The sequence below is a fragment of the Novosphingobium sp. Leaf2 genome (assembly GCF_001421325.1).
In the GTDB taxonomy this organism is placed as follows: Bacteria; Pseudomonadota; Alphaproteobacteria; order Sphingomonadales; family Sphingomonadaceae; genus Novosphingobium.
In genome coordinates this window covers 286,025-312,591 of record NZ_LMJY01000016.1, presented here as the reverse complement: position 1 = coordinate 312,591, position 26,567 = coordinate 286,025, and the positions used below count along the sequence as shown (strand labels likewise).

General features: G+C 65.7%; 22 protein-coding genes and 1 tRNA gene. All 23 read left to right on the top strand.

Going from position 1 to position 26,567, the window contains the following annotated elements; translation table 11 throughout:
* Nucleotides 1–128: 128 nt before the first annotated feature.
* The 23 genes from ASE49_RS10875 (at nt 129) to ASE49_RS10765 (ending at nt 26,564) form a co-directional block, all read left to right on the top strand.
* On the top strand, nt 129–1,742 hold the full coding sequence (locus ASE49_RS10875) for a peptidoglycan D,D-transpeptidase FtsI family protein (RefSeq protein WP_442945989.1): 1,614 nt from the start codon (nt 129–131) through the stop codon (nt 1,740–1,742).
* Entirely contained in the window at nt 1,739–3,199 is a 1,461-nt protein-coding gene (locus tag ASE49_RS10870) for a UDP-N-acetylmuramoyl-L-alanyl-D-glutamate--2,6-diaminopimelate ligase (protein ID WP_056771806.1), read from the top strand. The genes ASE49_RS10875 and ASE49_RS10870 overlap by 4 nt, the downstream gene beginning before the upstream one ends.
* A 3-nt stretch (nt 3,200–3,202) precedes the next feature.
* Nucleotides 3,203–4,660, top strand: coding sequence for a UDP-N-acetylmuramoyl-tripeptide--D-alanyl-D-alanine ligase (locus tag ASE49_RS10865; RefSeq protein WP_056771804.1), 1,458 nt, complete (start codon nt 3,203–3,205; stop codon nt 4,658–4,660).
* 16 nt (nt 4,661–4,676) lie between these two features.
* On the top strand, nt 4,677–5,747 hold the full coding sequence (gene mraY, locus ASE49_RS10860) for a phospho-N-acetylmuramoyl-pentapeptide-transferase (protein WP_056771800.1): 1,071 nt from the start codon (nt 4,677–4,679) through the stop codon (nt 5,745–5,747).
* Nucleotides 5,748–5,762: 15 nt separating this feature from the next.
* Nucleotides 5,763–7,130 carry a UDP-N-acetylmuramoyl-L-alanine--D-glutamate ligase gene (murD, locus tag ASE49_RS10855; RefSeq protein WP_056771797.1) on the top strand — a complete coding sequence of 456 codons (1,368 nt, stop codon included), beginning with the start codon at nt 5,763–5,765 and terminating at the stop codon, nt 7,128–7,130.
* Nucleotides 7,130–8,320, top strand: a complete 1,191-nt coding sequence (locus tag ASE49_RS10850; protein ID WP_056771794.1) for an FtsW/RodA/SpoVE family cell cycle protein — start codon at nt 7,130–7,132, stop codon at nt 8,318–8,320. Before murD ends, ASE49_RS10850 begins: the two co-directional genes overlap by 1 nt.
* A complete protein-coding gene (gene murG, locus ASE49_RS10845) occupies nt 8,317–9,576 on the top strand; it encodes an undecaprenyldiphospho-muramoylpentapeptide beta-N-acetylglucosaminyltransferase (protein WP_056771792.1) in 1,260 nt (419 codons plus the stop codon). The genes ASE49_RS10850 and murG overlap by 4 nt, the downstream gene beginning before the upstream one ends.
* Nucleotides 9,573–10,991 (top strand): UDP-N-acetylmuramate--L-alanine ligase, encoded by a 1,419-nt coding sequence (gene murC, locus ASE49_RS10840; protein WP_056771789.1) that lies wholly within the window; start codon nt 9,573–9,575, stop codon nt 10,989–10,991. Before murG ends, murC begins: the two co-directional genes overlap by 4 nt.
* The gene (gene murB / locus ASE49_RS10835; protein WP_056771786.1) at nt 10,992–11,891 is read left to right on the top strand and encodes a UDP-N-acetylmuramate dehydrogenase; all 900 of its coding nucleotides are present in this window, start codon (nt 10,992–10,994) and stop codon (nt 11,889–11,891) included. It abuts the gene before it with no gap.
* On the top strand, nt 11,888–12,415 hold the full coding sequence (locus tag ASE49_RS10830; protein ID WP_056771784.1) for a DUF4262 domain-containing protein: 528 nt from the start codon (nt 11,888–11,890) through the stop codon (nt 12,413–12,415). The genes murB and ASE49_RS10830 overlap by 4 nt, the downstream gene beginning before the upstream one ends.
* Nucleotides 12,412–13,362, top strand: a complete 951-nt coding sequence (locus ASE49_RS10825; protein WP_056771781.1) for a D-alanine--D-alanine ligase — start codon at nt 12,412–12,414, stop codon at nt 13,360–13,362. Before ASE49_RS10830 ends, ASE49_RS10825 begins: the two co-directional genes overlap by 4 nt.
* Entirely contained in the window at nt 13,359–14,336 is a 978-nt protein-coding gene (locus tag ASE49_RS10820) for a cell division protein FtsQ/DivIB (protein ID WP_056771778.1), read from the top strand. The genes ASE49_RS10825 and ASE49_RS10820 overlap by 4 nt, the downstream gene beginning before the upstream one ends.
* Before the next feature lie 16 nt (nt 14,337–14,352).
* Nucleotides 14,353–15,633 carry a cell division protein FtsA gene (gene ftsA, locus ASE49_RS10815; protein ID WP_056771776.1) on the top strand — a complete coding sequence of 427 codons (1,281 nt, stop codon included), beginning with the start codon at nt 14,353–14,355 and terminating at the stop codon, nt 15,631–15,633.
* 200 nt (nt 15,634–15,833) lie between these two features.
* Nucleotides 15,834–17,348, top strand: a complete 1,515-nt coding sequence (gene ftsZ, locus ASE49_RS10810) for a cell division protein FtsZ (protein WP_056771773.1) — start codon at nt 15,834–15,836, stop codon at nt 17,346–17,348.
* 152 nt (nt 17,349–17,500) lie between these two features.
* Nucleotides 17,501–19,567 carry a tetratricopeptide repeat protein gene (locus ASE49_RS10805; protein WP_056772383.1) on the top strand — a complete coding sequence of 689 codons (2,067 nt, stop codon included), beginning with the start codon at nt 17,501–17,503 and terminating at the stop codon, nt 19,565–19,567.
* Between the two features lie 148 nt (nt 19,568–19,715).
* Nucleotides 19,716–20,234: a YbjN domain-containing protein gene (locus ASE49_RS10800; RefSeq protein WP_082456406.1), complete on the top strand. Its 519-nt coding sequence runs from the start codon at nt 19,716–19,718 to the stop codon at nt 20,232–20,234.
* A gap of 68 nt (nt 20,235–20,302) precedes the next feature.
* Entirely contained in the window at nt 20,303–21,106 is an 804-nt protein-coding gene (gene proC, locus ASE49_RS10795; protein WP_056771766.1) for a pyrroline-5-carboxylate reductase, read from the top strand.
* Between the two features lie 157 nt (nt 21,107–21,263).
* Nucleotides 21,264–21,998: a Bax inhibitor-1/YccA family protein gene (locus ASE49_RS10790; RefSeq protein ID WP_056771764.1), complete on the top strand. Its 735-nt coding sequence runs from the start codon at nt 21,264–21,266 to the stop codon at nt 21,996–21,998.
* 165 nt (nt 21,999–22,163) lie between these two features.
* Nucleotides 22,164–22,964 (top strand): hypothetical protein, encoded by an 801-nt coding sequence (locus tag ASE49_RS10785; protein WP_235522942.1) that lies wholly within the window; start codon nt 22,164–22,166, stop codon nt 22,962–22,964.
* Nucleotides 22,965–23,084: 120 nt separating this feature from the next.
* Nucleotides 23,085–23,160: transfer RNA gene (locus tag ASE49_RS10780), tRNA-Ala, on the top strand.
* Between the two features lie 170 nt (nt 23,161–23,330).
* Nucleotides 23,331–24,389, top strand: a complete 1,059-nt coding sequence (gene obgE / locus ASE49_RS10775) for a GTPase ObgE (RefSeq protein WP_056771757.1) — start codon at nt 23,331–23,333, stop codon at nt 24,387–24,389.
* A gap of 109 nt (nt 24,390–24,498) precedes the next feature.
* A complete protein-coding gene (gene proB, locus ASE49_RS10770; protein ID WP_056771753.1) occupies nt 24,499–25,632 on the top strand; it encodes a glutamate 5-kinase in 1,134 nt (377 codons plus the stop codon).
* Entirely contained in the window at nt 25,629–26,564 is a 936-nt protein-coding gene (locus tag ASE49_RS10765) for an NAD-dependent epimerase/dehydratase family protein (protein ID WP_056771750.1), read from the top strand. The genes proB and ASE49_RS10765 overlap by 4 nt, the downstream gene beginning before the upstream one ends.
* Nucleotides 26,565–26,567: the final 3 nt, after the last annotated feature.

The following is a 26,567-nucleotide window of genomic DNA, read 5'->3' as shown; positions in this document are numbered from 1 at the left end:
CGACTGCCGTTTCGGTAGGGCGTCGCCGGCTGGTCAACGTGCGGCAACGCTCGCTTCTGGTGGCCAAGCTGCGCACGTTGTGGATCCTGGCCGTCTTCGCGCTGGTGGGCGTATTGGCCCTTGGGCGCATTATCTTTCTGGGCGTCACGGGTGCCGCGCCGCGGCATGGCGAGCTGGCGGACATCCTCACCCCCGATCGGGGCGAGATCGTGGACCGCAACGGCGTGCCGCTGGCCCGCGATTTTCGCGTCTATTCGCTGTGGTTCAACCCCAAGGCGATGACCGAAGGTTCCGCGCTGATCCACAGCCCGGAAGAGGTGACGGCCCGCCTACTGCGCATCTTCCCCGATCTTGATCGAGACGAAATCCTTGCCAAACTTCGGTCCGGCAAGCCGGGTTACTTGCGCAAGTCGCTGTTGCCTGAAGACGCCAACAAGGTGCACGCACTGGGCGAACCGGCGCTGGAATTCCCGCTGGAGGCGACGCGCTTCTATCCGCAAGGCTCGATGGCCGCGCACGTGCTGGGCTATGTGGACAGCTACGGCCACGGCAAGGTGGGCATGGAGCAAGCGTTCAACGATCAGCTGGTCAGCCCGCAGGGCCGCGCCACGCCCTCGGTGCTGTCAATCGACTTCCGGGTGCAGAGCGCCCTGGAAGATGAACTGGCCCGCGCAATGCAGCTCAGCCAGGCCAAGGGCGCGGCGGGCGTCGTGCTGGATGTGGACACCGGTGAGATTCTGGCGCTGGCATCATTGCCGTCCTTCGATCCCAATCACGTCAAGCCCACGGACATGATCATCACCCCGCAGGAAGCGGCGAACGGCGATGTGCCGCACGGTTTCAACCGGGTGAGCAACCAGGTGTACGAACTGGGCTCCACCTTCAAGCCGATCACCGTTGCCGCCGCGCTGGACGCCGGGACCATCACCGATCTCAGCCGCCGCTGGCCCGCCGCACCACTGCATGTGGCCGGGTTCACGATCCATGATACCCACCACTATGGCGCCTCGCTCAACGTTTTGGAAACGCTGATCCATTCATCCAACATCGTGACCGCCCAGATCGCCGATGAACTGGGCGGGGTGCGGCTGAAGAAAACGATGGAATCGCTGGGCATGAACCAACGCCCACCGGTGGAGCTGCCGGCCAAGGGCTTCCCGATCTGGGCCAGCGGACAGTGGCCGCGCCTGCGCACGATGACGGTGGGCTACGGCCACGGTATCGCGGTAACCCCGCTGCATCTGGCGGCCGCCTATGCCGCGCTCGTGAACGGCGGGATCTGGCGGCCATCGACGCTCAAGAAGCTGTCGCCCGATCAGGTGCCGGCGGGACGCCGCGTGTTCACCGCCGCGACCAGCGCGCGCATCCGCCAGTTGCTGCGCATGATCGTGCAGTACGGCACGGGTCGCAAGGCGGATGCCCCCGGGTTCCGGGTCGGCGGCAAAACCGGCTCGGCTGAAAAGCCGGGCGCGGGCGGGTATCGCCATCATTCGCTGATCTCCACCTTCGCCGCGGCGTTCCCCATGGACAAGCCGCGTTTCGTCATCATTTCGATGATGGACGAACCGCAGGGCACCGCTGCCACGCTGTTCCAGCGCACGGCGGCATACAATGCCGCGCCCGTGATCCAGCGGCTGGTTCCGCGCATCGGGCCGTTGCTGGGGATCATGCCGGACGAAACCCGCGACATCGACACATCCGACCTCAAGCCGCTGATCCCAGCGGGGGCGGCTGGCGAATGAAACTGTCGGGCCTGTGCGCCGCAGCGGGCGTTGCGCTGAACGGTGACGATGCGAACGTCACCGGCTTTGCGATCGACCATCGCAAGGTTGCGCCGGGCACGATCTTCGGTGCCTTTCGTGGCGGGCGTTTCAATGGCGAGGATTTCATCGCCGCTGCCATCGCCTCGGGCGCAGTGGCCGTGGTTGCCGCTCCCGACGCCAAGGTGGAGGGCGCGATCCACTTCGCCGATGCCGAACCACGCCGGCTCTTCGCTCGCCTGGCCGCGTCGTTCTTCGCGCCGGTCCCCGAAACGCTGGTGGCGGTGACGGGCACCAACGGCAAGACCTCCACCGTCGAGCTGACCCGGCAGATCTGGCGCATGTCGGGCGAGCGTGCGGCGTCCATCGGCACTCTGGGTGTGACGACGGGTGACGAGACGGTTTCCACCGGGCTCACCACGCCCGATGTCGTCACGTTCCTCGCCAACTTGTCCGGCCTTGCCCGCGAGGGCGTGACGCATGTGGCCTATGAGGCATCGAGCCACGGGCTGTCGCAATTCCGCATTGAGGGGCCCGCCGTGCGCGCCGGCGCGTTCACGAACCTGAGCCGCGACCATCTCGATTATCACGCGACGATGCACGATTATTTCGCCGCCAAGATGCGCTTGTTCGACGAAGTCGTCGGCGATGGCGGCACCGCCGTGATCTGGGCTGATGATGCATGGTCCGACAAGGCGATCGAGCATGCCCGCCAGCGCGACCTGACGGTGTTCACGGTGGGGGAAAGCGGCGCGGATATCCGGCTGATCAAGCGCACACCCAGCGCCTTGGGTCAGACGCTGGAAATCGAGCACGCCGGCATCGTGCGCACGATCGCGCTGCCGCTGATCGGGGCCTATCAGGCCGCCAATGCGCTAGTAGCGGCAGGGTTGGTGCTGTCCACCGGCGGGTCGGCGGACGCAACGTTCGATGCGTTGAAGCGCCTCGTTACCGTGCGTGGCCGGATCGAGCGGGCGGCAATCACGCCGTCGGGCGCACCGGTATACATCGATTATGCGCATACGCCTGACGCGCTGGAGGCGGCGATCGCCGCGCTCAGGCCGCATGTGACCGGCAAGCTCATCACCGTGTTCGGTGCGGGCGGTGACCGGGACCAGGGCAAGCGCCCGGAAATGGGCCGGGTTGCCAGCGCCGGGTCCGACATTGCGATCGTGACCGACGACAATCCGCGCGGCGAAGATCCTAGTGCGATCCGCGCGATGATCATTGCCGGGATGACTCCGGGCTTTCAGGAAGTGGCGGACAGGCGCGCGGCGATCGCGGCAGCGGTCGGCCAGGCAGGGGCCGGCGACATCGTCCTTATCGCAGGCAAGGGGCACGAACAGGGGCAGATCATCGGCAGCGGCGAGCATATGCGCGTCCTGCCATTCGACGACGTCACCGTGGCCAGAGAAATGGCCGGCGCACTGGGAAGGTAGAATATGAACGCTGTCGCCCGGATCATCGACTGGCCTGCAGAGGCGACCGATGGCAACACGCAGGTCCTGTGGGATGCGGCCACCGCAGCGCGCGCCATGAAAGGCACCGCCAGCGGTGACTTTGCCATCTCTGGCGTCGAGATCGACAGCCGCGAAGTGCAGCCGGGCGACCTGTTCTTCGCGTTGAAGGGCGAGGCGATGGACGGCCACCGCTTCGTGGAAGACGCGCTGGCGCGCGGCGCCGCCGCCGTGGTCGTGGACCGGTCGGTGGGTGGCCCGCACATTCTGGTGTCCGATACCATGGAGGCGCTGGAACGCCTGGGGGCCGCAGCTCGGCTGAGGGCACGCGGGCCCATCATCGGCGTCACTGGATCGGTCGGCAAGACGGGGGTCAAGGAAATGATCTTCGCCGCGCTCGACCGGCACAGCAAGGGCGATGCGCATCGCTCGGTAAAAAGCTACAACAACCATGTCGGCGTGCCGCTGAGCCTAGCGCGCATGCCGGCGCGCACACGCTTCGGCATATTCGAAATGGGCATGAACCACGCCGGCGAAATCGCCGGGCTGACCCGGCAGGTCCGCCCCAACGTGGCGGTGATCACCACCATCGCCCCGGCGCACATCGAGATGCTGGGGTCTGAAGAAGCGATTGCCGATGCCAAGGCGGAGATCTTCCAGGGCCTTGAGGCAGACGGCATCGCCATCATCCCCGCTGACAGCCCGCATTACCCGCGCCTGCGCGCTGCCGCGCTGGCGTGCGGCGCGAACGTGGTGTCGTTCGGAAAGGCGTCGCACGCCGATGTACGGCTGCTCGACATGGTGTCCGCCATCGGCGGCGGCTCTTTGGTGACGGTGGACATGGGCGATCGCCGGGTGTGCTATACCGTTGCAGCCCCCGGCGAACATCAGGTGGTCAATTCGCTGGCGGTCATGGCCGCAGTACGCGCCGTCAATGGCGATCTGGGCGCGGCGGGCGTGGCGCTGGCGGAAATGGACGGGCTGGCCGGACGCGGCGCCCGGATCGAAATCACCGTGGAGGGCGGCACCGCGCTGCTGATCGACGAAAGCTACAACGCCAACCCGGCATCGATGCGCGCCACGCTGGCGCAGCTTGGCCGCACCCCGGCGCAGCGGCGCATCGCGGTGCTGGGCGCGATGAAGGAGTTGGGCAGCCATGGACCCGATTATCACGCCGCGCTGGCCATCCCGATCCGCGAGGCGGGGGTGGATCAGGTGTTCACGGTAGGCGAGGAGATGATCGCGCTGGCAGCCGAACTGGGGAAATCCGATGGCGCAGCGCTTGGCAAACCGGCGGCTTTCGCCCATTGCGCGAACGTGCGCGAAGCCATCGATGCGGTGCGCGCCTTCGGTTTGAAGCGGGATGACGCCATCCTGGTCAAGGGGTCGAATTCGGTGGGTCTTGCAGCGCTCGTGGCAGCGTTCGGCAAGCAGGAAGGGTAGGGCGAAAGCCCGCGAGATGTTGTACCTAATTGCAGATTGGTTCCATTACGAGGGCCTCTCCAACCTCTTTCGTTACCAGACCTTCCGCTCTGGCGCGGCGTTCATGACCGCGCTTGTGATCGGCCTGATCATCGGCCCGCGCTTCATCAACATGCTGCGTGTGCGCCAGGGCAAGGGCCAGCCGATCCGCGAGGATGGCCCGCAGACCCACCTAGCCAAGCGCGGCACGCCCACCATGGGCGGCCTGATGATCCTCACCGCGCTGCTCGGCTCGATGATCCTGTTCATGGACATGACCAACCCGTTCGTCTGGGCCTGCGTGGCGGTGACGGCGGGCTTCGGCGCGATCGGGTTCATGGACGACTATGACAAGGTGACCAAGCGCCACCATGCCGGCTTGTCCAGCAAGCTGCGACTGGCGCTGGAGTTTCTGGTGGCGGGCATTGCCTCGTACATCATCGTCAGCCAGCTCAATACGAACCTTTACGTGCCATTCCTGTCGGGCCGCTACATCCCGCTGGGGCCGCTGTATTATGTCTTCGCGGCGGTGGTGATCGTGGGCGCGGGCAATGCGGTGAACCTGACCGACGGGCTGGACGGGCTGGCGACCATGCCGGTCATCATCGCGGCGGGCACCTTCGCGATCATCTGCTACCTTGCCGGGCGTATCGACTATGCGACGTATCTGGGCATTCCGCACGTGCCGCGCGCCGGCGAGCTGGCGATCTTCTGCGCCGGCATCATGGGCGCGGGGCTCGCGTTCCTGTGGTTCAATGCCCCGCCGGCAGCCGTGTTCATGGGCGATACCGGAAGCCTTGCCCTGGGCGGCGCGCTGGGCTGCATCGCGGTTGCCGCGCATCACGAGATCGTGCTGGCGGTGGTGGGTGGCCTGTTCGTGCTGGAAGCGGTGTCGGTCATCATCCAGGTGTTCTGGTTCAAGCGCACCGGCCGCCGGGTCTTCCGCATGGCCCCGATCCATCACCATTTCGAGCAGAAGGGCTGGCACGAATCGACCGTAGTGATCCGGTTCTGGATCATTTCCATCGTGCTTGCCGTGCTCGGCCTCGCCACCTTGAAATTGCGATAGGGAGCGATCGGGGCCGTGATCGTCTCTCCCGTCTTTGCCGGCAAGCGATACGCGGTGCTGGGCCTGGCTCGCTCGGGCCTCGCCGCTGTGTCCACGCTGGTGGAAAGCGGCTCGCACATCATGGCGTGGGACAGCCGGGACGAGGCGCGCCAGCAGCTGTGCCAGTGGACGGATTGCGGCAAAGTGGACCTGAGCGATCCGGTGACCGCCGATCTGGCCGGCTTCGATGGCGTGGTGGTGTCTCCCGGCGTTCCGTTGAATCGCCACCCCATTGCTGAGGCGGCGACGCGAGCCGGCGTGTCGGTGATCGGCGATATCGAGCTGTTCGCCTTGGCGCGGCCCAGCTTGCCGCCGCACCGGGTGGTGGGCATCACCGGCACCAACGGCAAATCGACCACAACCGCGCTGGTGTGCCATCTGCTGGACTGTGCGGGGATCACCGCGCGCGCGGGCGGCAATATCGGGGTGCCGGTCCTCTCGACCGAGCCGCTTCCGGCCGGCGGCGTCTACGTGCTGGAACTGTCCAGCTACCAGATCGACATCACCCGTAGCCTGGACTGCGATGTGGCCGCGCTGCTCAACATCACGCCCGATCACCTGGACCGTTACGAGGGGTTCGAAGGGTACGTGGCATCCAAGGCGCGGCTGTTCGCCATGCAGGGCCGGGATCGCGATGCGGTGTTCGGCATGGGCGACAAGGAAACGAGCGCGATCTCTCACATCGAGGCGGCGCGGCGCGCACCGGGCCGAGTACGGCTTGTCGATGGCGCTGACCTGACCGAACTGCAGAAGGAGTGGCCGTCGCTGCAAGGGCCGCATAACCGCCAGAACGCCGCTGTGGCGGTTGCCGTGGTAGAGGCGCTGGGGGTGAAGAAGGCGGTTTGGCGCAAGGCCATGCGCACCTTCAGCGGGTTGCCGCACCGTATGGAGCGGGTGGCGTTTGCCAATGGCGTCACTTTCATCAACGATTCCAAAGCCACTAACCCGGCCTCCGCCGCTCCGGCGATCGCAGCGTTTCCGCCCGACCCGCAGCCGCGCCTGCACTGGATTGTGGGTGGTTTGCCCAAAGGTGACGATCTGGACGAGTGCGCGCCGTTCTTCGGCAACGTGGCCGCCGCTTACACGATCGGCGATGCCGGCCCCCGGTTTGCGGAAATCCTGGCGCCGCATGTGCCGGTCCACAATTCCGAGATGATGGCCGAGGCGATCCGCGAAGCGATGGCGGCGGCAAAGCCGGGCGACGTGATCATGTTGTCTCCGGCCTGCGCCAGTTTCGACCAGTTCCGCGATTATGAAGCGCGCGGCCAGGCCTTCCGCCAGATCGTGGAGGCGCTGATTGCCGCCGGTGCCGGGTCTGACATCCAGCCGGGGGGCGCCGCCTGATGGTCACCGTCGCTACTGCCGCAGGTGCGCCGCGCTACAGCCGCAATCGCCGCAACCAGATCGCCATCTGGTGGCAGGAGATCGACCGACCCACGCTCGTGCTGGTGCTGATCCTGATGGCGATCGGCGCGGTGGCGGTGGCGGCAGGCTCTCCCGCCAGCGCCAAGCGCTTGTCCACGTCGAGCGAACAGCTACGCTCGCTCCACTTCTTCTACTTGCACATGCGCTGGCAGATGCTGGGGCTGGTGGCGATGTTCTGGGCGTCTACGCTCAACAAGGACAACGCCCGCCGCTTCGGCATCCTGATCGCCGGGGCGATGCTGTTCGCGCTGGTTCTGGTGCCGATCGTCGGTTCGGAAGTGAACGGCGCCAAGCGCTGGCTGCGTTTCGGTATCTCCTTGCAGCCGTCCGAATTTCTCAAGTGCGGGTTTCCGATCCTGCTGGCCTGGATCCTGTCGTGGCGCGCGCGCGATCCCAACATTCCGGTAGTCGGCCTTTGCTTTGCATTGATGGCGATGCTGGCAGGATTGCTGATGTTGCAGCCCGATTTCGGTTCGACGATGCTGTTTTCCGGCACGTTCCTGGTGCTGATCCTGCTGTCCGGCATCGATCTGCGGCGCATCGGCCTGTTCTTTGGCGCGGGGATCGTCGGGCTCGTCCTGATGTATTTCACCTATGACAACGGCCGCAACCGCATCGACAACTTCCTGTTCGGCGGCACCGCGTTCGATCAGGTCGATCTGGCGCAACGCACGCTGCTCAACGGCGGGTGGACCGGGCTGGGCTTTTGGATGGGCACGCGCAAGATGGCACTGCCCGAAGCGCACACAGACTACATCTTTTCCGTCATCGGCGAGGAGTTCGGCCTGCTCGCCTGCATGGTTATCGTGGTGCTGTATCTGGCGATCCTGACGCGGGTGATCCTGCGGCTGGTGGACGAGGAGGACCTTTTCACCGTGCTTGCGGCGTCGGGCTTTGCCGCGCAGTTCGGCGGGCAGGCGTTCATCAACGTGCTCGTCAACCTGCAGCTGTTTCCGTCCAAGGGCATGACCTTGCCGCTGATCAGCTATGGTGGCTCGTCCACTGTGGCGATGTGCCTGTGCATCGGGCTTTTGCTGGCGATTACCCGGCGCAATCCGTACATCCAGCGCGAGAAGTTTTCGCTACGCGCCATCGGAGAGGCTCAATGACCCTGGTTTCCCGCCATTACGTTCTGGCCGCGGGCGGAACCGGCGGACACCTCATACCGGCGTTCGCGCTTGCCGCAGAACTGCATGCGCGTGGCCATCACGTGGCGCTGGTAACCGACCAGCGCGGCGCCGCCATTCCCGGCAAGCCCGACTATCTGCCCGCGCATATACTGCCCCCTGGCCGCATCGCCGGGCGCAATCCCCTCGGCTGGCTCAAGGGCGTCAAGGGCGTGCTGGAAGGCCGGCGCATGGCGCTGCGCATGTTCGACACCTTCGCGCCCACCGCCGTCGTCGGGTTTGGCGGCTACCCCGCGTTGCCCACCTTGCTGGCAGCGCGCGCAGCAAAGCTGCCTACCGTGTTGCATGAACAGAACTCGGTGTTGGGCCGGGTGAACCGCTATTTCGCCCGCAAGGTCGATGCGATCGCCACCTCCGCGCAGCGAACCGAGCGACTTGACGCATCGCTGGCGGGCAAAGTGACGGTGGTCGGCAATCCCGTGCGCGAAAACGTGCTGCGCCTGCGCGATCAGCCGTACCCCGAATTCACCGAAGACAGCCTGTTCCGCATCCTGGTCACCGGCGGCAGCCAGGGCGCGCGGGTATTATCGGACGTGGTGCCCGATGGTCTGGCGATGCTCCCCCCCGCATTGCGATCGCGCCTGCAGGTGATCCAGCAGTGCCGGGCCGAGGACATCGAGCGGGTGCGTGAACGCTACGCTGCCCACGGCATCCCCGCCGAACTGGCCACGTACTTCGAGAACATGGCCGAGCGTCTTGCCAGCGCGCACTTGTTCATCGGCCGCTCTGGCGCGTCGACGATCGCAGAGCTTACCGCCGTGGGCCGGCCGGCGATCCTGATCCCGCTGCCGTATGCTACGGACGACCATCAAAGCGCCAATGCGCGCGAGGTGGTAGCTGGCGGCGGAGCGCGGGTGATCCGTCAGCCGCCTGTGACGACCGAGGATGCCGACGCGTACAAGGGCGACAAGCGCAACGCCCTGCTCAGCGAACAGGCGCAGGTGCACCAGCGCATGGCCAAGGATTTGTGCCTGCAGATCCAGGCTATCGCCCAGCATCCCGAAACGCTGGCGAACGCGGCCCATGCTGCCTGGAACTGCGGCTATCCCAACGCGGCGCGCGATCTGGCGGATCTGGTGGAAAGTTTTGGCGCCGCCCCGATCATGGACGTGATCCGGCTTGAAAAGGCCAGCGTACCGCACGGCGGCGAGGCTTTGGCCAAGGACGGCGCACGGTGAAGGGTGTCGGCATCGATATCGGCACGATTCACTTCGTGGGCATCGGCGGGATCGGCATGTCCGGCATCGCCGAAGTGATGCACAACCTGGGTTACGTGGTGCAGGGCTCCGACATTGCCGAAGGCTATGTGATCGAAGGCCTGCGTTCGCGCGGGATCAAGGTGATGATCGGGCATGACGCGCAGAACGTGGAAGGGGCCGCCGTGGTCGTCACCTCCACCGCTGTTAAGCGCGAGAACCCGGAAGTCGCCTACGCATTGGAAAACCGCATCCCCGTGGTGCGCCGGGCCGAGATGCTGGCCGAACTGATGCGGCTGAAGAACACGGTTGCGGTTGCCGGCACGCACGGCAAGACCACCACCACCTCGATGGTCGCGGCGTTGCTCGATGCCGGCGGGGTGGACCCCACCGTGATCAACGGCGGCATCATCAATTCGTACGGCTCCAACGCGCGGCTGGGCGCGTCGGACTGGATGGTGGTGGAAGCGGACGAGAGCGACGGCTCGTTCCTGCGGCTGGACGGCACGATCGCGATCGTCACCAACATCGATCCCGAACATCTGGACCATTACGGCTCGTTCGAAAGGATCAAGGATTCCTTCGTCGAGTTCATCGAAAACGTGCCGTTCTATGGCGCGGCGTTGCTGTGCATCGACCACGCGGAGGTGCAGGCGATCATTCCCAAGATCCGCGATCGTCGCGTGGTGACGTACGGCTTTTCCGCGCAGGCCGATATCCGGGGCGAGAATGTGACGCCAATTGCGGGTGGCAACCGCTTCGACGTGGCGCTGCGCCAGCGCGACGGCTCGTTCCGCCGGATCGAGGGGATCGAGCTGCCGATGCCGGGCCGGCACAACGTGCAAAATGCCTTGGCGGCGGTCGGCGTGGCGGTGGAAATGGGCTGCTCGGATGCCTGCATCCAGACTGGGTTCGCCAAGTTCACCGGGGTCAAGCGGCGCTTCACCAATGTCGGCGAGGTGCCAATCGATGGCGGCAGCGCGACCGTGATCGACGATTACGGTCATCACCCGGTGGAGATCCGCGCCGTGCTGGCCGCCGCACGCGAAGGCGTGAAGGGCCGGGTTATCGCCGTGGTCCAGCCGCACCGCTTCACCCGGCTGCGCGATCACATGGAAGACTTTCAGGGCGCGTTCAACGATGCGGACATCGTCTACGCCGCGCCCGTATATCCCGCCGGGGAAAGCGCGATCGACGGGGTGGACAGCGCCGCGATGGTGGATGGTATGAAGGCGCGCGGCCATCGCTCCGCACACGTGATCGCCGGCCCCGATGCGCTGGCGGACGTGTTGGCCGATACCATCCTGCCCGGCGACATGATCGTGTGCCTGGGCGCGGGTGACATCACCAAGTGGGCGGCGGGCCTGGCCGCGGCGATCACGGAGCGAAAAGGCTAAGTGGACGCTACAGCCTGCCTTCCTTCCGTTCGCGGCAAGCTGACGCCGAATGCGCCGCTGGCGCCGCTCGTCTGGTTCAAGGCGGGCGGGCGGGCGCAGTGGCTGTTCGAGCCCAAGGATCTGGATGACCTGCAGGATTTTCTGCGCAACCTTGACCCGTCCGTACCGGTCATGGCGCTGGGCCTTGGCTCCAACCTGATCGTGCGTGATGGCGGGGTTCCCGGCGTTGTGGTGCGGCTGGGCAAGGCGTTTGCCAAAGTGCAAAGCCGCGATGCCGTAACGCTGGATTGCGGGGGCGGGGCATCGGGCATCCTGGTGTCCTCCACCGCGCGGGATAGCGGCGTGGCGGGCCTTGAATTCCTGCGCTCCATCCCCGGCACCGTGGGCGGCTTCGTGCGCATGAACGGCGGGGCCTACGGGCGGGAGGTCAAGGACGTTCTGATCGATTGCGACGTCGTGTTGCGTTCCGGCGAGCACGTAACGTTGGGCAACGCCGCGCTCGGCTACACTTACCGGCATTCCGCGTTGCCCGAAGGCGCCGTGGTGGTGGCCGCCCGCTTCAAGGGGCAGCCCGGCGACCCTGCGGCGATCCAGGCCGAGATGGACCGCATTTCCGCCGCGCGCGAAGCCAGCCAGCCGCTGCGTTCCAAGACGGGCGGGTCCACGTTCAAGAATCCGGAAGGCCACAAGGCCTGGCAACTGGTTGATGCCGCCGGGTGCCGGGGCCTTACGCGGGGGGCTGCGCAAGTCAGCGAAAAGCACACCAATTTCCTGCTCAACACCGGCACCGCGTCCAGTAGCGACATCGAGGATCTTGGCGATGATGTGCGCCGCCGCGTGAAGGACCACAGCGGCGTCGATCTTGAATGGGAAATCCAGCGCGTGGGGCTGCGGCCATGAGCACCGCGGACCTCACCCGGTACGAGCGCCAGATCCTGGCCAACGTCGAGGAATTCGGCTGCCACATCACCGTGGTCGGCGCGTCACCGGACGATGACGACGAGGACCAGCCCGGCAATGCCGATACGTTGGGCGAGCGGTTCGCTTATTCGGTGGGCCTGCCGCGCACGGTCGGCCAGCCCGAGATCATCGTCTTCGGCTTTTCGACCGAGCTGTCCGCCGCCGTCATCAACACCGTGATGGCGATGTGCCGCGAAGGGCTGGAACTTGAGGACTGGGCCGAGATCGACGGCCTGCTGAAAGGCCACCGATGCATCGCGCGCGATGTGCGGCCGCAATGCCTGGTGCCGGCCTATTTCAATGCCGCGATCTGGTTCGCCGAGCATGAGGGCTACGATTTCAGTCGCGCCATGCAGATCGTGTGGCCGGGGGTGGATGACGGTCTTTTTCCTTGGGACAAGGGCTGTTTGCCTGACGTCCGAGCCTTGCAAACTCCGCTTTATCGAACGAGTCTGAATTCATGAGCCTGCCCTCTCTTCATGTCGCCGTCCTGATGGGCGGCTGGTCGAGCGAACGCCCGGTCTCGCTGATGAGTGGCGAGGGCGTGGCTAAAGCGCTGGAATCAAAGGGTCACCGCGTCACCCGGATCGACATGGACCGCGATGTCGCGCTGCGTCTGGCCGATGCCCGGCCCGACGTCGTCTTCAACGCGCTGCATGGCGCGCCGGGAGAGGATGGCACCGTGCAGGGCATGATGGACCTGATGGGGTTGACCTACACCCACTCCGGCCTGGCGACATCGGTGATCGCGATCGACAAGGAGCTGACCAAGCAGGCGCTGGTCCCCCACGGCATCCCGATGCCCGGCGGCCGGGTGGTGAAATCCGCCGACATCCACCAGCGCGATCCGCTGCCGCGCCCCTATGTGCTCAAGCCGGTGAACGAGGGTTCCTCGGTGGGCGTGGCGATCGTCACGGCGGAGGGGAATTACGGCAACCCGATCGCGCGCGATGTGAAAGGGCCTTGGCAGGAATTCGACGCGCTGCTGGCGGAGCCTTACATTCGCGGTCGCGAACTGACCACAGCGGTGATCGGCGATCGCGCCCTGCTGGTGACGGAACTGAAGCCCAAGTCCGGCTTCTACGATTTCGATTCCAAGTATACCGATGGGTTGACGCAGCACATCTGCCCCGCCGAGATCCCGGATGACATCACCCAGGCGTGCAAGGACATTGCCTTGCGCGCCCACCAGTTGCTGGGCTGCAGGGGCACCAGCCGCTCGGACTTTCGATGGGACGATACCCAAGGGCTCGACGGATTGTTCCTGCTGGAGGTCAACACCCAGCCGGGCATGACCCCGCTCAGCCTGGTGCCGGAACAGGCCCGGGCCTGCGGCATGGAATACCCCGAACTGGTTGAGGCAATCATTGCCGAAGCGCTGGCAGATGCACGCGGACCGGGGGCGCCATGAGCCAGACGATCCGGCGCAAGGGGACGACGGCCCGCAAGGCGGCCGCGCAGCAAGGCCAGCAGCGCAAGGTCCGTGCGGCCAAGGCGCATACCGGCTCCGCGCTCGACATGGTGATGGGGTGGCTGCCATTTTCCGAAGCGCAGCTGCAAAAACTATTCCTGATCGCAATTCTGGGCGGGGCGGCGGTGCTGGTGTGCGTGGTCGCCTCGTTCGCCGGATTGCCGGGGCTTGCGGGCCACCAGATGGCGCTGATCGCGCAGCAGACCGGCTTCGAGGTCAAGCGGGTCGAAGTGCGCGGCGTCAAGAACATCGACGAGCTCAAGGTCTACGAAAAGGCGCTGGTGGAGCGGGATCGCGCCATGCCGCTGGTCGATATCGACGGACTGCGGCAGGATCTGCTGGGCCTGTCATGGGTCAAGGACGCGCGCGTATCGCGCCAGCTTCCCGATACGCTGGTGATCGATATCGTCGAGCGCACGCCCCATGCGGTGCTGCGCAAGGCGGACCGGTTCGTACTGATCGACGATACCGGCCACGAACTGGGGCCGGTCAGCCGCAAGGACGCGGGCGGCAAGCTGATCGTGTCCGGGCCGGGAGCGGGCCAGCAGGTGGTGGCGCTGGGGCATCTGCTCGAAGCTGCGCCCGCGCTAAAGCCGCGCGTGCAAGAGGCGGAATGGATCGGCAACCGCCGCTGGAATCTGACCTTCCAGACCGGCCAGGTGCTGGCGCTGCCCGAAGGTGACCGGGAATCGGCGGGCGCGCTCGTCACGTTTGCGCGACTGGATGGCACCAACCGGCTGATCGGCGGCAAAGTGACCGCGTTCGACATGCGCGCGGGCAATCGCATCTACATGCGCGTGCCCGAGCAGGAGAGCCAGGAGCTTGCGCTGAAAGCCGGTGCGGTGCCACATACCGCTGTGCCTGCAAAGGTGCCGTCCAGCACCCCGGTGGCTGCCGCAGAGGACGACCAGTGATGCAGGCAAATTGCTGATGCCCAATGCGCGCATCTCCCGCGTTTTTGGCGCGGTGAACATCGGCTCGTTCCGGATTTCCGCCATCGTGGCGGGGATCAACGAAGTGGGCGACATGGTCGTGCTGGGCTCCGGGCACCGGGCCAGCCAGGGCATCCGGCGTGGCTACGTGACCGACATGGCCGCCGCCACGTATGCCGTGCGCGATGCGATCGACCGGGCCGAGAAGATGGCGGACACCGCCGTGCAGAAAGTATGGATCGGCTGTTCCGGCGCCGGGCTTGCCAGCCGCATCGACCAGTTCGACGCCGAAATCGGCGGGCGGCGGATCGAGCAGGAAGACATCGACCAACTGCTCATTTCCGCCAAGGACGTCATTCAACCGGACGGACGGCTGGTGCTGCACGCGCAGCCCGCGCAGTACCGGCTCGATGGCGTGCATGGCGTCGGCAATCCCAAGGGGCTGCATGCCGAACGGCTGGGTGTGGACATTCACATCATGCTGGCGGACGGGGCGCCGATCCGCAATCTTACCGAAGCGGTGCAAAGCGCGCATCTGGAAGTGGAGGCCGTCGTCGGCTCCCCCATCGCAGCGGGGCAGGCGTGCCTTTCCCCGGAGGAGCGCGATCTTGGTGTGGCGCTGGTCGAGTTCGGCGGCGAGGTCACCAACGTGGCGATCTACGAGCAGGGCATGCTCAAGGACATGATGTCGATCCCGATCGGATCTGCAGACATCACCGACGCCATCGCATCCGCCTTCGGCATCCGCCGCTTCCAGGCCGAGCGGCTCAAATGCGTGAACGGTTCGGCGATCGCCAGCCCGCACGATCATCGCGAGATGATCCCGGTGAACGCCCCGGGTGAGGAAGGGGCGGGCCCCATCGCCCGTCACGCGGATGACAAGAACCGCATTCCCCGCGCCGAATTGATCGGTGTCATAACCGGCCAACTTGGCATGCTGATGGAAGAGGTGAACAAGGCGCTCAAGACGATGCGGTTCACCGGCCAGCGCGGCAAGCAGGTGGTGTTCACCGGCGGCGGCGCGGAACTGGTGGGGCTGGCAGACTATGCACAGGCGGCGATCGGCAAGCCCGTGCGCATTGGCCGCGTGGCGCAGTTGTCCGGGCTGGCCGAAGCGCATGTGAAACCCGGATTTTCGACGCTGGCTGGCCTCGTGCTGTATGCTGCGGCAAATCCGGTGGATATTCGTGCGCTTGGTCGCAGCCAGACCAGCACGGCCCGGCTGGGGCGCCTTGGCGTCGTGGGCCGGGTGTATCAGGCGCTGCGAGAATATTTTTAGGCGTGCGGGGCAGCGCGATGGTGCAGCCGCACAAGGTTAATGGATAAACCGTCGGTCCGGCGAAGGAATGTGTCACACTGGCGAAATCAGGCGTTTGCGCTGTGGACAAAGGCTTATCTTCCTTTGCCTAGGCGAATCGAAGCGTGCAATCACAGTGGTCAAGAAATTTTGTTCGCGCCACGGGCCTGCAGGAGAGCGACATGAGCATTAACATCGGACCGCCCGCGATCGAAGAGCTTCGGCCGCGTATTCTCGTGATCGGCGTGGGCGGGGCGGGCGGCAACGCCATTGCCAACATGATCCAGGCGCAGATCGAAGGCGTGGACTTCGTCGTCGCCAATACCGACGCGCAGGCTTTGAACAATTCGATCGCCGAAACCCGCATCCAGTTGGGTCCGGAAATCACGCAGGGCCTTGGCGCCGGTGCACGCCCCGAAGTGGGCCGGGCTGCCGCCGAAGAAACCCGCGAAGAACTGGAGCGGTTGCTGGACGGCGTGCACATGGTGTTCATCGCGGCGGGCATGGGGGGCGGCACCGGCACCGGCGCGGCCCCGATCATCGCGCAGGCGGCCCGCGAAAAGGGCGTGCTGACGGTGGGCGTGGTGTCCAAGCCCTTCATGTTCGAAGGCACGCGCCGCATGCGCGCCGCCGATTCGGGCATCGAGGAACTGCAAAAGCACGTCGATACCCTGATCGTCATCCCCAACCAGAACCTGTTCCTGGTGGCCAAGGCGGACACGACCTTCAAGGAAGCGTTCTCGCTGGCGGACGAAGTGCTGCAGCAGGGCGTTCGCTCGATCACCGACCTGATGATCATGCCCGGCCTCATCAACCTCGACTTTGCCGATGTGCGTTCGGTGATGGGGGAAATGGGCAAGGCGATGATGGGTACCGGCGAAGGCGAAGGCCCCAACCGTGCGCTCGAAGCGGCGGAGCGGGCGATCGCCAACCCGCTGCTCGACGGCGTGTCGATGCAGGGCGCCAAGGGCGTCATCATCTCGATCATCGGCGGCGACGACATGAAGCTGCTTGAGGTTGACGAAGCGGCAAACCACATCCGCGAACTGGTCGATCCCGATGCAAACATCATCTGGGGTTCTGCCTTCAACCCCGATCTTCAGGGAAAGATTCGCGTCTCCGTGGTGGCGACGGGTATCGAGCAGACTTCGGAAATGGCCGAAATCGCCTCACGTCCGCTGAACCTGGGTTCGTCACGCGGACCGGTTCGTCCGGCGGTTCAGGCGCCCAGCCAGGCGTCGGTGTCGTTCCAGTCGCCTGCTGCACCGGTAGCGTCGACCCCGCCGCCTTCACAGGCGGCCCCGCAGCCCGCGCCGGTGGCCTCGCCGCCGTCCTATCAGCCCTCTGCCGAACTGGAACTGGGATCGTCTGACGAAGCGGACAGCAAGCCGCCGCTGCGTGGCTTCACGGCGCCGTCTGCGGCGCAGGCGACCCCGCTCGATTTCGGCGCCGAACCCGCGCCCTCGCCGACTCCCGCGCAAACCCCGCGCGGCCAGGACGAACTGTCGCTCGGCGGCGGTCAAGGCGTGCCTCCAACTACTCCGCGTCCCAAGCCTGCGGGCGGCGGCAGCACCTTGTTCGAGCGCATGACCAACCTGTCGCGCCCCCGTCCCGGTGCGGGCGAACCTGCTCCCGAAGACGATGACAGCGGCTCGATCAGCATTCCGCGCTTCCTGGGTCGTCAGAACAACCAGTGAAACGTTCGAAGGCAAGGCGGGAAGCCTTGCCTTCGAAACGGCCGCAAGGTGATCCGGGTCCTGATTCCACAAATCACGCGAATTGCGTTAGAGCACGGTTCATCTGCTGCGCCTCATGGGCGGCGCGGCATGGGTGACGATAAGGACGTGTGGTGAATCAATTGGTTTCGCGATTGCTGGCCGGCGCGGGCATTGCCGCGGCTCTGGCATTCGCTCCGGCGTCGTGGGCACAAGGCAATGCCGGCGCATCCCGCCCGGTGGTGCAGCCGATTCCGGGCGTGGAACGCAAGAATCTCAACGCCGCGCTGGCCCGGATCGGGCGCGATCCGCGTGACGTTGCGGCGCTGACAGATGCTGGCGATGCCGCCCGACAGTTGCACGATTATGCCGCCGCGCTGGGGTTCTACAAGCGTGCCCAGGAGGTCGATCCGGGAAACGGGCGCGTGCAGGCCGGTCTTGCCAGCGCGCTGGTGATGACCGGCGATCCGGTCGGCGCGATAACCGCCTTCAATGCTGCTGAAAAGGCCGGGTTCGCCAGTGCGCAAGTGGCGGCGGACCGGGGTCTGGCGTATGATCTGGTCGGTGATAACGTCGCCGCGCAGCGTTACTATGCGATGGCGCTGCCCAGCGCCACGGGCGGCGATGCCGATGAACTGCGCATGCGCCTTGCGGTGAGCCAGGCGATAGCCGGAGATCAGACCAGCGCTTACGCAACATTGCTGCCGCTGCTGAACCGGCAGGACAAGCCGGGCTGGCGAACGCATGCCTTCACGCTGGCGATCGGCGGCGATACGAACAAGGCGGTCGAAGTTGTCGGCAAGATTTTGCCCGGAACGCTGGCCGAAAATATCTCTCCGTATTTGCGTTACATGCCGCGCCTGACCCGGGCGCAGCAGGCTGCGGCGGCCAACCTGGGCCGCTTTCCACGGGCGTCCGAGATTGGCCGGGACGATGAACGTATTGCGGCCTACACCCCGTCGCGCACGCTGGCTGCCGGCAATGGCCTGATCCCACGCGGCGAGCCGCTGGGCGGGCGTACGGCCAAGCCAACGCCTGCGCGCGGGCGACAGGCGCGTCAGGCGGCCAACACGCCTACGCAGCGCCCTGCGCAAGTGGCTGCGACCGATCCGGACCGTGTCGCGCCGCCAGAACCGCATCCCACCATCGAACGCGGAGCGGGCGAGTTGCCGCCGGTTGCCGGCGCCACGCCTGCAATCCGCCTGCCTGCCGCGCTTGAGCGTTCGGCGTCGGTAGCCCGTGAGTCCGCCAGAACCACTGTACCTGCGCGATCAGCACCAGTATCGAGCGCGCCTGCAAGAGTGGCCGAAGCGGGTGCGGGCAGGTCGGCCAGCCCCGGCTTCGACCTGGGCAGGTTGCCTGCATCGCAGGCTGCGACCCCGCCGCTGCCCGCATCGCCCGCAGTCGCCGCGCCGTCGCCTCAGCAGCGCCCCGCCATTATCTTGCCGAGCCAGGCGACCCTGACGGCGCTGACCCAGCGCTCTGTACCTGTGCCCGAAACCATGCAGAGCGCGCCGGCCACTGTGCCTGCCGCCGCCGCGACCCCGGCGGCGACGCCAGCAGCGCCGCCATCTCTTTCCCAGATATTCGCCGACCTTGGAACGCCGGCCGTAGAAGCTGCGCCCGTGCCCGGCGCGGTCGATGTCCGCACCATCACCCCGCTGCCGCCGGCACCGCGCGTCCAGATCATCAAGGCGCCGGCCAAGGCGGACGACGCGCAGGAGCCGGTGGCGGAACTGGCTGATGCCAAGACGAAGGGTGCCAAGGTCAGGAGCGCCAAGGGCAAACCTGCCGAAACCAAGCTGGCGGCGGCCGACGAGGCTGATGAGCCGCCGCTGACTGCCCGCGAAGCCAGAACGAAGGCCGCGCAAGCCAAGGCGAAGGCCGACGCGCGGGCCAAGGCCAAAAAGCCGGTGCCACCGCCGCAGCCAAGCCGCATCTGGGTGCAGATCGGGGTGGGCCGCAATGAATCCGCCATCGCCTTCGACTGGCGACGCAATCTTCGCGAAAATCCCAAGTTGCTCAAAGGCCGGCAGCCGCACATCGCGGACATGGGGCGCACGAACCGTATCCTGATCGGCCCGTTCCCCACGCAGAAAGCCGCCAACGCGTTTCTGGGAGAGGCGCGCAAGCAGGGCTTTGGCGATGCCTTGCCGTGGACCAGCCCGGAAGGGCAAGCGGTCGATCCGCTCTCAAAGTGAGGGTATAGGGCATGTGGGTTAACTGCCGTTCATGCTTATCCACACCCTGTGAACAGGCTTATGCAGTTATGCGCAGGGGATCGCAGAGGGGTGGATTGTGCTTACCCGCCCGAAGGCAGCATCCATGTCCGGTGTTTGCGGAGGCTTGATGTCACAGAGTATGAGGACGGTTCAGGACGATATCGACCGGGACGACGAGGCCGCGCCCGTGGATATGCTTGCCTCGCTGTTCGAAGCGCGGGACTGGCCTTTCGACTATACGGGCGAGGATGAAATCTCGGCTGAGATCAAGGGCGCCTGGGCCACCTACCAGTTGCAGGCGATCTGGCGTTCGGAAGACCGCGTCTTGCAACTGCTGTGCCTGCCCGACATCCGCATCCCCGACGACAAGCGTCTAGCCGTGTTCGAGGCCTTGGCGCTTATCAACGAGCAGCTCTGGCTCGGTCATTTCGATGTGTGGTCGAATGGCGGGGTGATCCTGTATCGCCACGGGCTGATGCTGGGGCCGGACGGATTGCTGGGGCCGGGCCAGGCGCAGATGGTGGTGGAAGCCGCGATCGAGGAGTGCGATCGCTTCTATCCGGTGTTCCAGTTCATCCTGTGGGGGGACAAGACCCCCACCGAAGCGCTGGCCGCAGCCATGGTAGACGCCGCCGGCGAAGCGTGAGCGCCCGGCCCCTTGGCACGATTGCGCCGCTGCCCTAAGCGCTGCGCACACAGTGCTTAGGAGGCATCATGGACCGGTTTCAGAACATCCTGCTCGTCGGCTGCGGCAATATGGCCGGTGCGATGCTGACAGGCTGGCTGGCTGGCGGCCTTCCGGCTGCGCGATTTACCGTGGTGGATCCCCATCGCGATGCCGTGCCGCCCGGCGTTTCGCTGCTGCCGGCTTTGCCGCACGACGGGCGCTTCGATGCCGTGCTGCTGGGGGTGAAGCCGCAGGGGCTGGACGACGTGGCAGCGCAGCTGGCTCCCATTGTAGGCCGCGAAACCGTGCTGCTGTCGATCCTGGCCGGCATTGAGTTTGCCAGCCTTGCGGCGCGTTTCCCACAGGCAGGCGCGCTGGTACGGGTGATGCCCAATCTTGCCGCGGCGATCGGCAAATCGCCCATTGCGCTCGATGCGCGCGGTCTGGACGAACTGGGCCGTGCTGCGGTCACCCGGTTGATGGAACCGCTCGGCACGCCGGAATGGCTGGCCAGCGAAGATCTGTTCGATGCGGTTACCGCCCTTGCCGGATGCGGGCCAGCGTTCGTCTATCGCTTCGTGGACGCACTGGGATCGGGCGGCGTGGCCCTGGGGCTGGACGAAGCGCAGGCGCGCCGGCTGGCTCTGGCGATGGTGGAAGGCGCGGCGCAGTTGGCGGCGGGCTCGGAATTTTCGCCGGCCATGCTGGCTGACAAGGTGGCCAGCCCCGGCGGATCGACGCGGGCGGGAATGGACGTGCTCGACGCTGACGGGGCATTTGCACGGCTGATTGCCAGGGCCATGCGCGCCTCCCGCGATCGCAATGCAGAGATGGCGGCGGCGGCCCGTTGAGGGCAACGGAAACAGGGGAACGAAACCGCCTGCAAGGCCTTTACACTTTGTCACATATGCAGGCTGCCGGTTCTCCTTGAAAGTTGCGGCAAGCAGGGCGATATTCGCATGGTGCGGAACCGCATTGTGCGCTGTTTTTCCGCAAAAGGAGTTTGAAATGGCGAATTGGAACGACCCCCAGCCCCGCAAGGGCTTCGGTGCGTCTCCGAGCCTGGACGGGCGTACCGCCGGCCGGACCACGTACGATGCGGGTCTACGGCGGCATATGCTGTCGATCTACAACTATATGGCGTCTGGTGTCCTGCTGTCAGGCATCGTCGCTCTACTGTTCATGCCGTACGCGCTGCAGATGATGCAGTCCCCGATCAAATGGCTAGTGATGCTGGCGCCGCTGGGCTTTGTGTTCGCGATCAGCGGCGGTGCGAACCGCTTCTCGGAAGGCACCTTGAAGGCGCTGTATTGGGCGTTCGCTGCGGTGATGGGTCTGTCGCTGTCTACGATCTTCATCATCTACACCGGGTCGTCGATTGCGGTGACCTTCTTTGCCACGGCGGCGGCATTTGCCGGCCTTAGCCTCTATGGCTACACCACCAAGAAGGATCTTTCGGGCTTCGGCACATTCTTGATCATGGGTGTTGTCGGCATTCTGATCGCTTCGCTGGTGAACATGTTCGTGGGTTCGAGCGCGTTGCAGATGGCGATCTCGGTGCTGGGCGTGCTGATCTTCGCGGGCCTGACCGCTTATGATACGCAAATGCTCAAGAATCAGTACTACCAACTGCAGGGCACCGATTTTATCGGTAAGGCTGTGGTTCTGGGCGCACTGAGCCTGTATCTGGACTTCATAAACATGTTCCAGTTCCTGCTCAGCTTCATGGGCCAGCGCAACTGATCGGTTTGCCCGCAAGCTGCGGAATTGCTGTGGAATTCGGGCGCTAAGCGATTAATCCACAGTGCATAATCGTCTAGCCATGATGCCCGGTGCGTTTCATCGCACCGGGCATTTGCTTTATTGAATCGCGGCGCTAGACCACGCGCTCGCGGTGGAGAACGATCGGTGAACTCAGGGATAGCGATGAAGGCTGGCGGGCAGGGGTTGCATCGCCGCCGTTCACTTCTGGCAGGTGCGGCAGTTGCCATGACCCTTGCGGTGCTGGCAGGCTGCGCCAAACCGCCGCCGCCCCCCGTCGCGCCGCCGCCGCCGCCCGTCGTCGTGATCCCGCCGATCCCGACCCCGCCGATGGGCGCGCCCACAACGATGAACATTCCGCCCGTTCAGGCGGACGGCACCCGGCATACGGTTAACTCGGGAATTTCCAGCTCGCAGACGATCTGGAACTTGCGCTCAGGCTACAATGTCGCCGCGCTCAACTGCATCGAGCCGGAATATATCCCCATTCTGGATGGCTACAAGCGCTTCCTGAAAGTCTATGACAAGTCGCTCGACAAGGCGAGCCGTGACATCGACGCCAGCTTCCGCACCCAGCATGTCGGCCGCGCCGCGATCGTGGCGCGTGAAACCTATCAGACCCAGGTCTATAACTTCTTCTCGCTGCCGCCGGTCGATTCCGCCTTCTGCAAAGCCGCAATGGACCTGAGCGTCGATCTGCAGACGGTAGACCCCGGCCAGTTCGAGGCGTACTCCTATACCGGCCTTGCCAAGCTGGAAGCGCCGTTCAAGGCGTTCTTCGATGCCTACGCGCAATACCAGGCCGATCTGGCGGCGTGGCAGGCCCGGTATGGCCCCAAGGGCATGATCATCGTGCGGCCCGATGCAAACCAGACCGCAGGACCGCCGGTAGCGCCGGCGGGTGGCCCGCCGCAAACGGTCACTCTGCCCTCGCTGCCCAGCCAATAAAGGCATTGGCGGTCGACAGGGCCCGCGGGGCGGCGGGAATTTTCCCCTTTCGCGAAGAAGCGCTCTTCGCTAAGGGGGCGCACGCGATGCGGCTTGGCCGCATGGCAAAGATACTGGAACGGGGCCGTAGCTCAGATGGGAGAGCGCGTCGTTCGCAATGACGAGGTCAGGGGTTCGATCCCCCTCGGCTCCACCAGTACCTGAATGGCGATGCGTGCCCGGACAAGCCGGGCATCACCCGGCCCGAGACACGGCCGGGTTTTTTGTTTATCTGCGGCCAGCGGCGCCCTGCAGGACGGTTCGCCGTCCCGGCGGCCGGGACCGGTCGCGATTGGGGCGCCATGACAGCGCCGGAAGCGACGGACGATGCATTTTCTCGACCAGGCCAAGATCTATATCCGTGCGGGCGGCGGCGGCCCTGGCGCGGTCAGCTTTCGCCGCGAAAAGTATGTCGAATACGGCGGCCCTGATGGCGGCAACGGCGGCAAGGGCGGCGACATCATTTTCGAGGCGGTGGCCGGCCTCAACACCCTGATCGATTTCCGCTACACGCAGCACTTCAAGGCGCCGCGCGGCGGCCACGGCATGGGCCAGAACCGCAATGGCGCGGCAGGCAAGGACCTGATCATCAAGGTGCCGATCGGCACGCAGGTGATTGCTGACGACGAGGATCGCGACACCGTTCTGCTCGACCTTACCGAAGCGGGCCAGCGCGTGACCTTCATCGAAGGCGGCATGGGCGGGCGCGGTAACGCCAGCTACAAGACCAGCACCAACCGCGCGCCCCGCCAGCACCAGCCCGGCATCGCGCCGGCGGAGCAGTGGGTATGGCTGCGCCTGAAGCTGCTGGCGGACGTTGGGTTGGTCGGGATGCCGAATGCGGGCAAGTCCACCTTCATCAACAAGCTGTCCAACGCCAAGGCGAAAGTGGGCGATTACGCCTTCACAACGCTGCGTCCGCAGCTGGGCGTGGTCATGCACAAGCACCGCGAATTCGTGGTGGCGGACATCCCCGGCCTGATCGCCGGTGCTGCCGAAGGCGCGGGGGTGGGTGACCGGTTCCTCGGCCATATCGAGCGCTGCCGCGTGCTCGTCCATCTCATCGACATTTCCAACACCGACCCGGTGGAAGCGATGCAGGTCGTCGAGGAAGAGCTTGAGGCGTACAGCGACGCGCTGGCCGACAAGCCCCGCCTTGTCGCGTTGAACAAGATCGACCTGGTGGACGATGCCCTGGCTAACGATTACGCCAAGCTGCTGATCAAGGCCGGCGCGCATGAGGTGTTCCCGATTTCCGGCGCGACCGGTAAGGGCATGTCCAAGCTGCTCGACGCCATCATCGACTATCTGCCTGCCGCCACCGTCACCGAACGCCCGACCGGCGAGCGGGAGGAAGCGGACGACACGCCCTGGTCGCCGATCTGAGGGCAGGGCAGGACGAGGCTCGCTTACGGCTGGCCGCAGGGACGGCCGGAATTAACCGCCCGCCCGTGCTTCCATCTATCCGTTCCTTACCCTAGAGGCTGGCGCTCCCATGACCATCGCCCGACTCTCCGATCTGTCCGATCCCGCCCTTGCGCGCCGCCTTGTGATCAAGGTGGGCTCCGCGCTGCTGGTGGGGCCGGACGGCGTACGCGGCGCGTGGCTGGCCGGGCTGGTCGCCGAAATCGCGGAGGCGCGGGCGCGCGGACAGGACGTGATCGTCGTCTCCTCGGGCGCGATCGCGCTGGGTGCAGCTACGCTGGGGCTGGAGAAGGGCGGGCGCGGCAGCCTTGCCGATGCGCAGGCGAGCGCGGCGGTGGGCCAGATCGCGCTGTCCGGGCTGTGGGCGCAACTGCTGGGCGGCCACGGCATCACCGCTGCGCAGATGCTGCTGACGCTGGAGGATCTGGAGGACCGCCGCCGCTATCTCAACGTCACGGCCACGCTCACCCGATTGCTGGATGCAGGCGCGGTGCCGGTCATCAATGAGAACGATTCGGTCGCCACACAGGAAATCCGCTTTGGCGACAACGACCGGCTGGCCGCGCGCGTGGCGCAGGCGGCACAGGCGCACGCGGTAGTGCTGCTGTCCGACATCGACGGGCTGTATGATCGCCATCCCAGGCTGCCGGGCGCCACGATGATCCCGCTCGTCAGCGGCGTCACCGCGGATGTGCAGGCGATGGCCAGCACCGATTCGAACTCCGGGATGGGTTCTGGCGGCATGACATCCAAGCTGCAGGCCGCGCAGATCGCCGAACTGGCGGGCATCTGCCTGGTGATCGGTAACGGCCAACACGATCGCCCGCTGGCGCGCATCATCGAAGGCGGCGTGGGCACGCTGTTTGTGCCACGCGGGAAGGCCGGCGCGCGCAAGGCGTGGCTGGGCGGCCGGCTCAAGCTGAAAGGCGAAATCATTGTCGATGCTGGCGCTGCGGCGGCGCTGGGCCGGGGGTCAAGTTTGCTTGCCAAGGGCATCACCGGGATCGAGGGTATATTTTCACGCGGGGATCCGGTGGCAATCGTGGACGCGGACGGCACGGTTCTGGCCCACGGGCTGTGCGAATACGACGCGGCGGAATGCGCCGCCATCGTCGGCTTGCACTCCAGCGCGCAGCAGGCGGTGCTTGGCTATGCGCCGCGCTCCGCCGTTATCCACCGCGACCAGATGGTATTGAAGTCATGAACAGGCCCCGCCCCGTCATCGCGCTGACCGGCGCCACCGGTTTCGTGGGCCAGGCGGTGCTGGATGCGGCGCTTGGGGCGGGCTACGCCGTGCGCGCGCTGACCCGCCGCCAGCAGCCTGCGCGGGCCAACGTGGAATGGATCGGCGGTGATCTTGCCAACGTGGCCTCGCTCGCCGAACTGGTGAAGGGCGCCGAAGCCACGATCCACGTGGCGGGCGTCATCAATGCCCCCGATGCCGCCGGGTTCGAGGCTGGCAACGTGACCGGCACGCTCAATCTCATCGAAACGGCGATCCTCAAAGGCGTACACCGCTTTGTCCACGTCTCGTCGCTATCGGCCCGCGAGCCTGACCTGTCGGCGTACGGGGCGTCCAAGGCCCGGGCCGAGAAGCTGCTGATGTCCAGCCCGCTGGACTGGACGATTGTGCGGCCGCCCGCGATCTACGGCCCGCATGACAAGGAGATGCTGGAGCTGTTCCGCGCCGCGCGCTGGGGCATTATGCCGATGCCGCGCAACGGGCGCGCCTCGGTGATCCATGTCGAGGACCTGGCCCGACTGCTGGTTGCGCTGGTTCCCGGCGACGGACGTTTGATCGGCAGCGTCAGCGGACGGATATTCGAGCCGGACGATGGCAAGCCGCAAGGCTGGGACCATTTCGAAACGGCGCTGGCCATTGGCTGGGCGATGGGCAAACGTCCCCGCGTGATCGGGCTTTCCGCCGCGATGCTGGCGCGCGTGGCGCGGCTGGACAACTTTTTGCGCAGGGAGCGCGCGAAAATGACACTCGACCGTGCCGCCTATTTCAGCCATCCGGACTGGGTGGTCTCGCCCGAGGCCGCAGTTCCGAACACGCTTTGGAAACCGCGGATCGAAACCCGCGAAGGGTTGAAGGCGACCGCGCAGTGGTATCGCGAGCACAAGTGGCTTTGACGG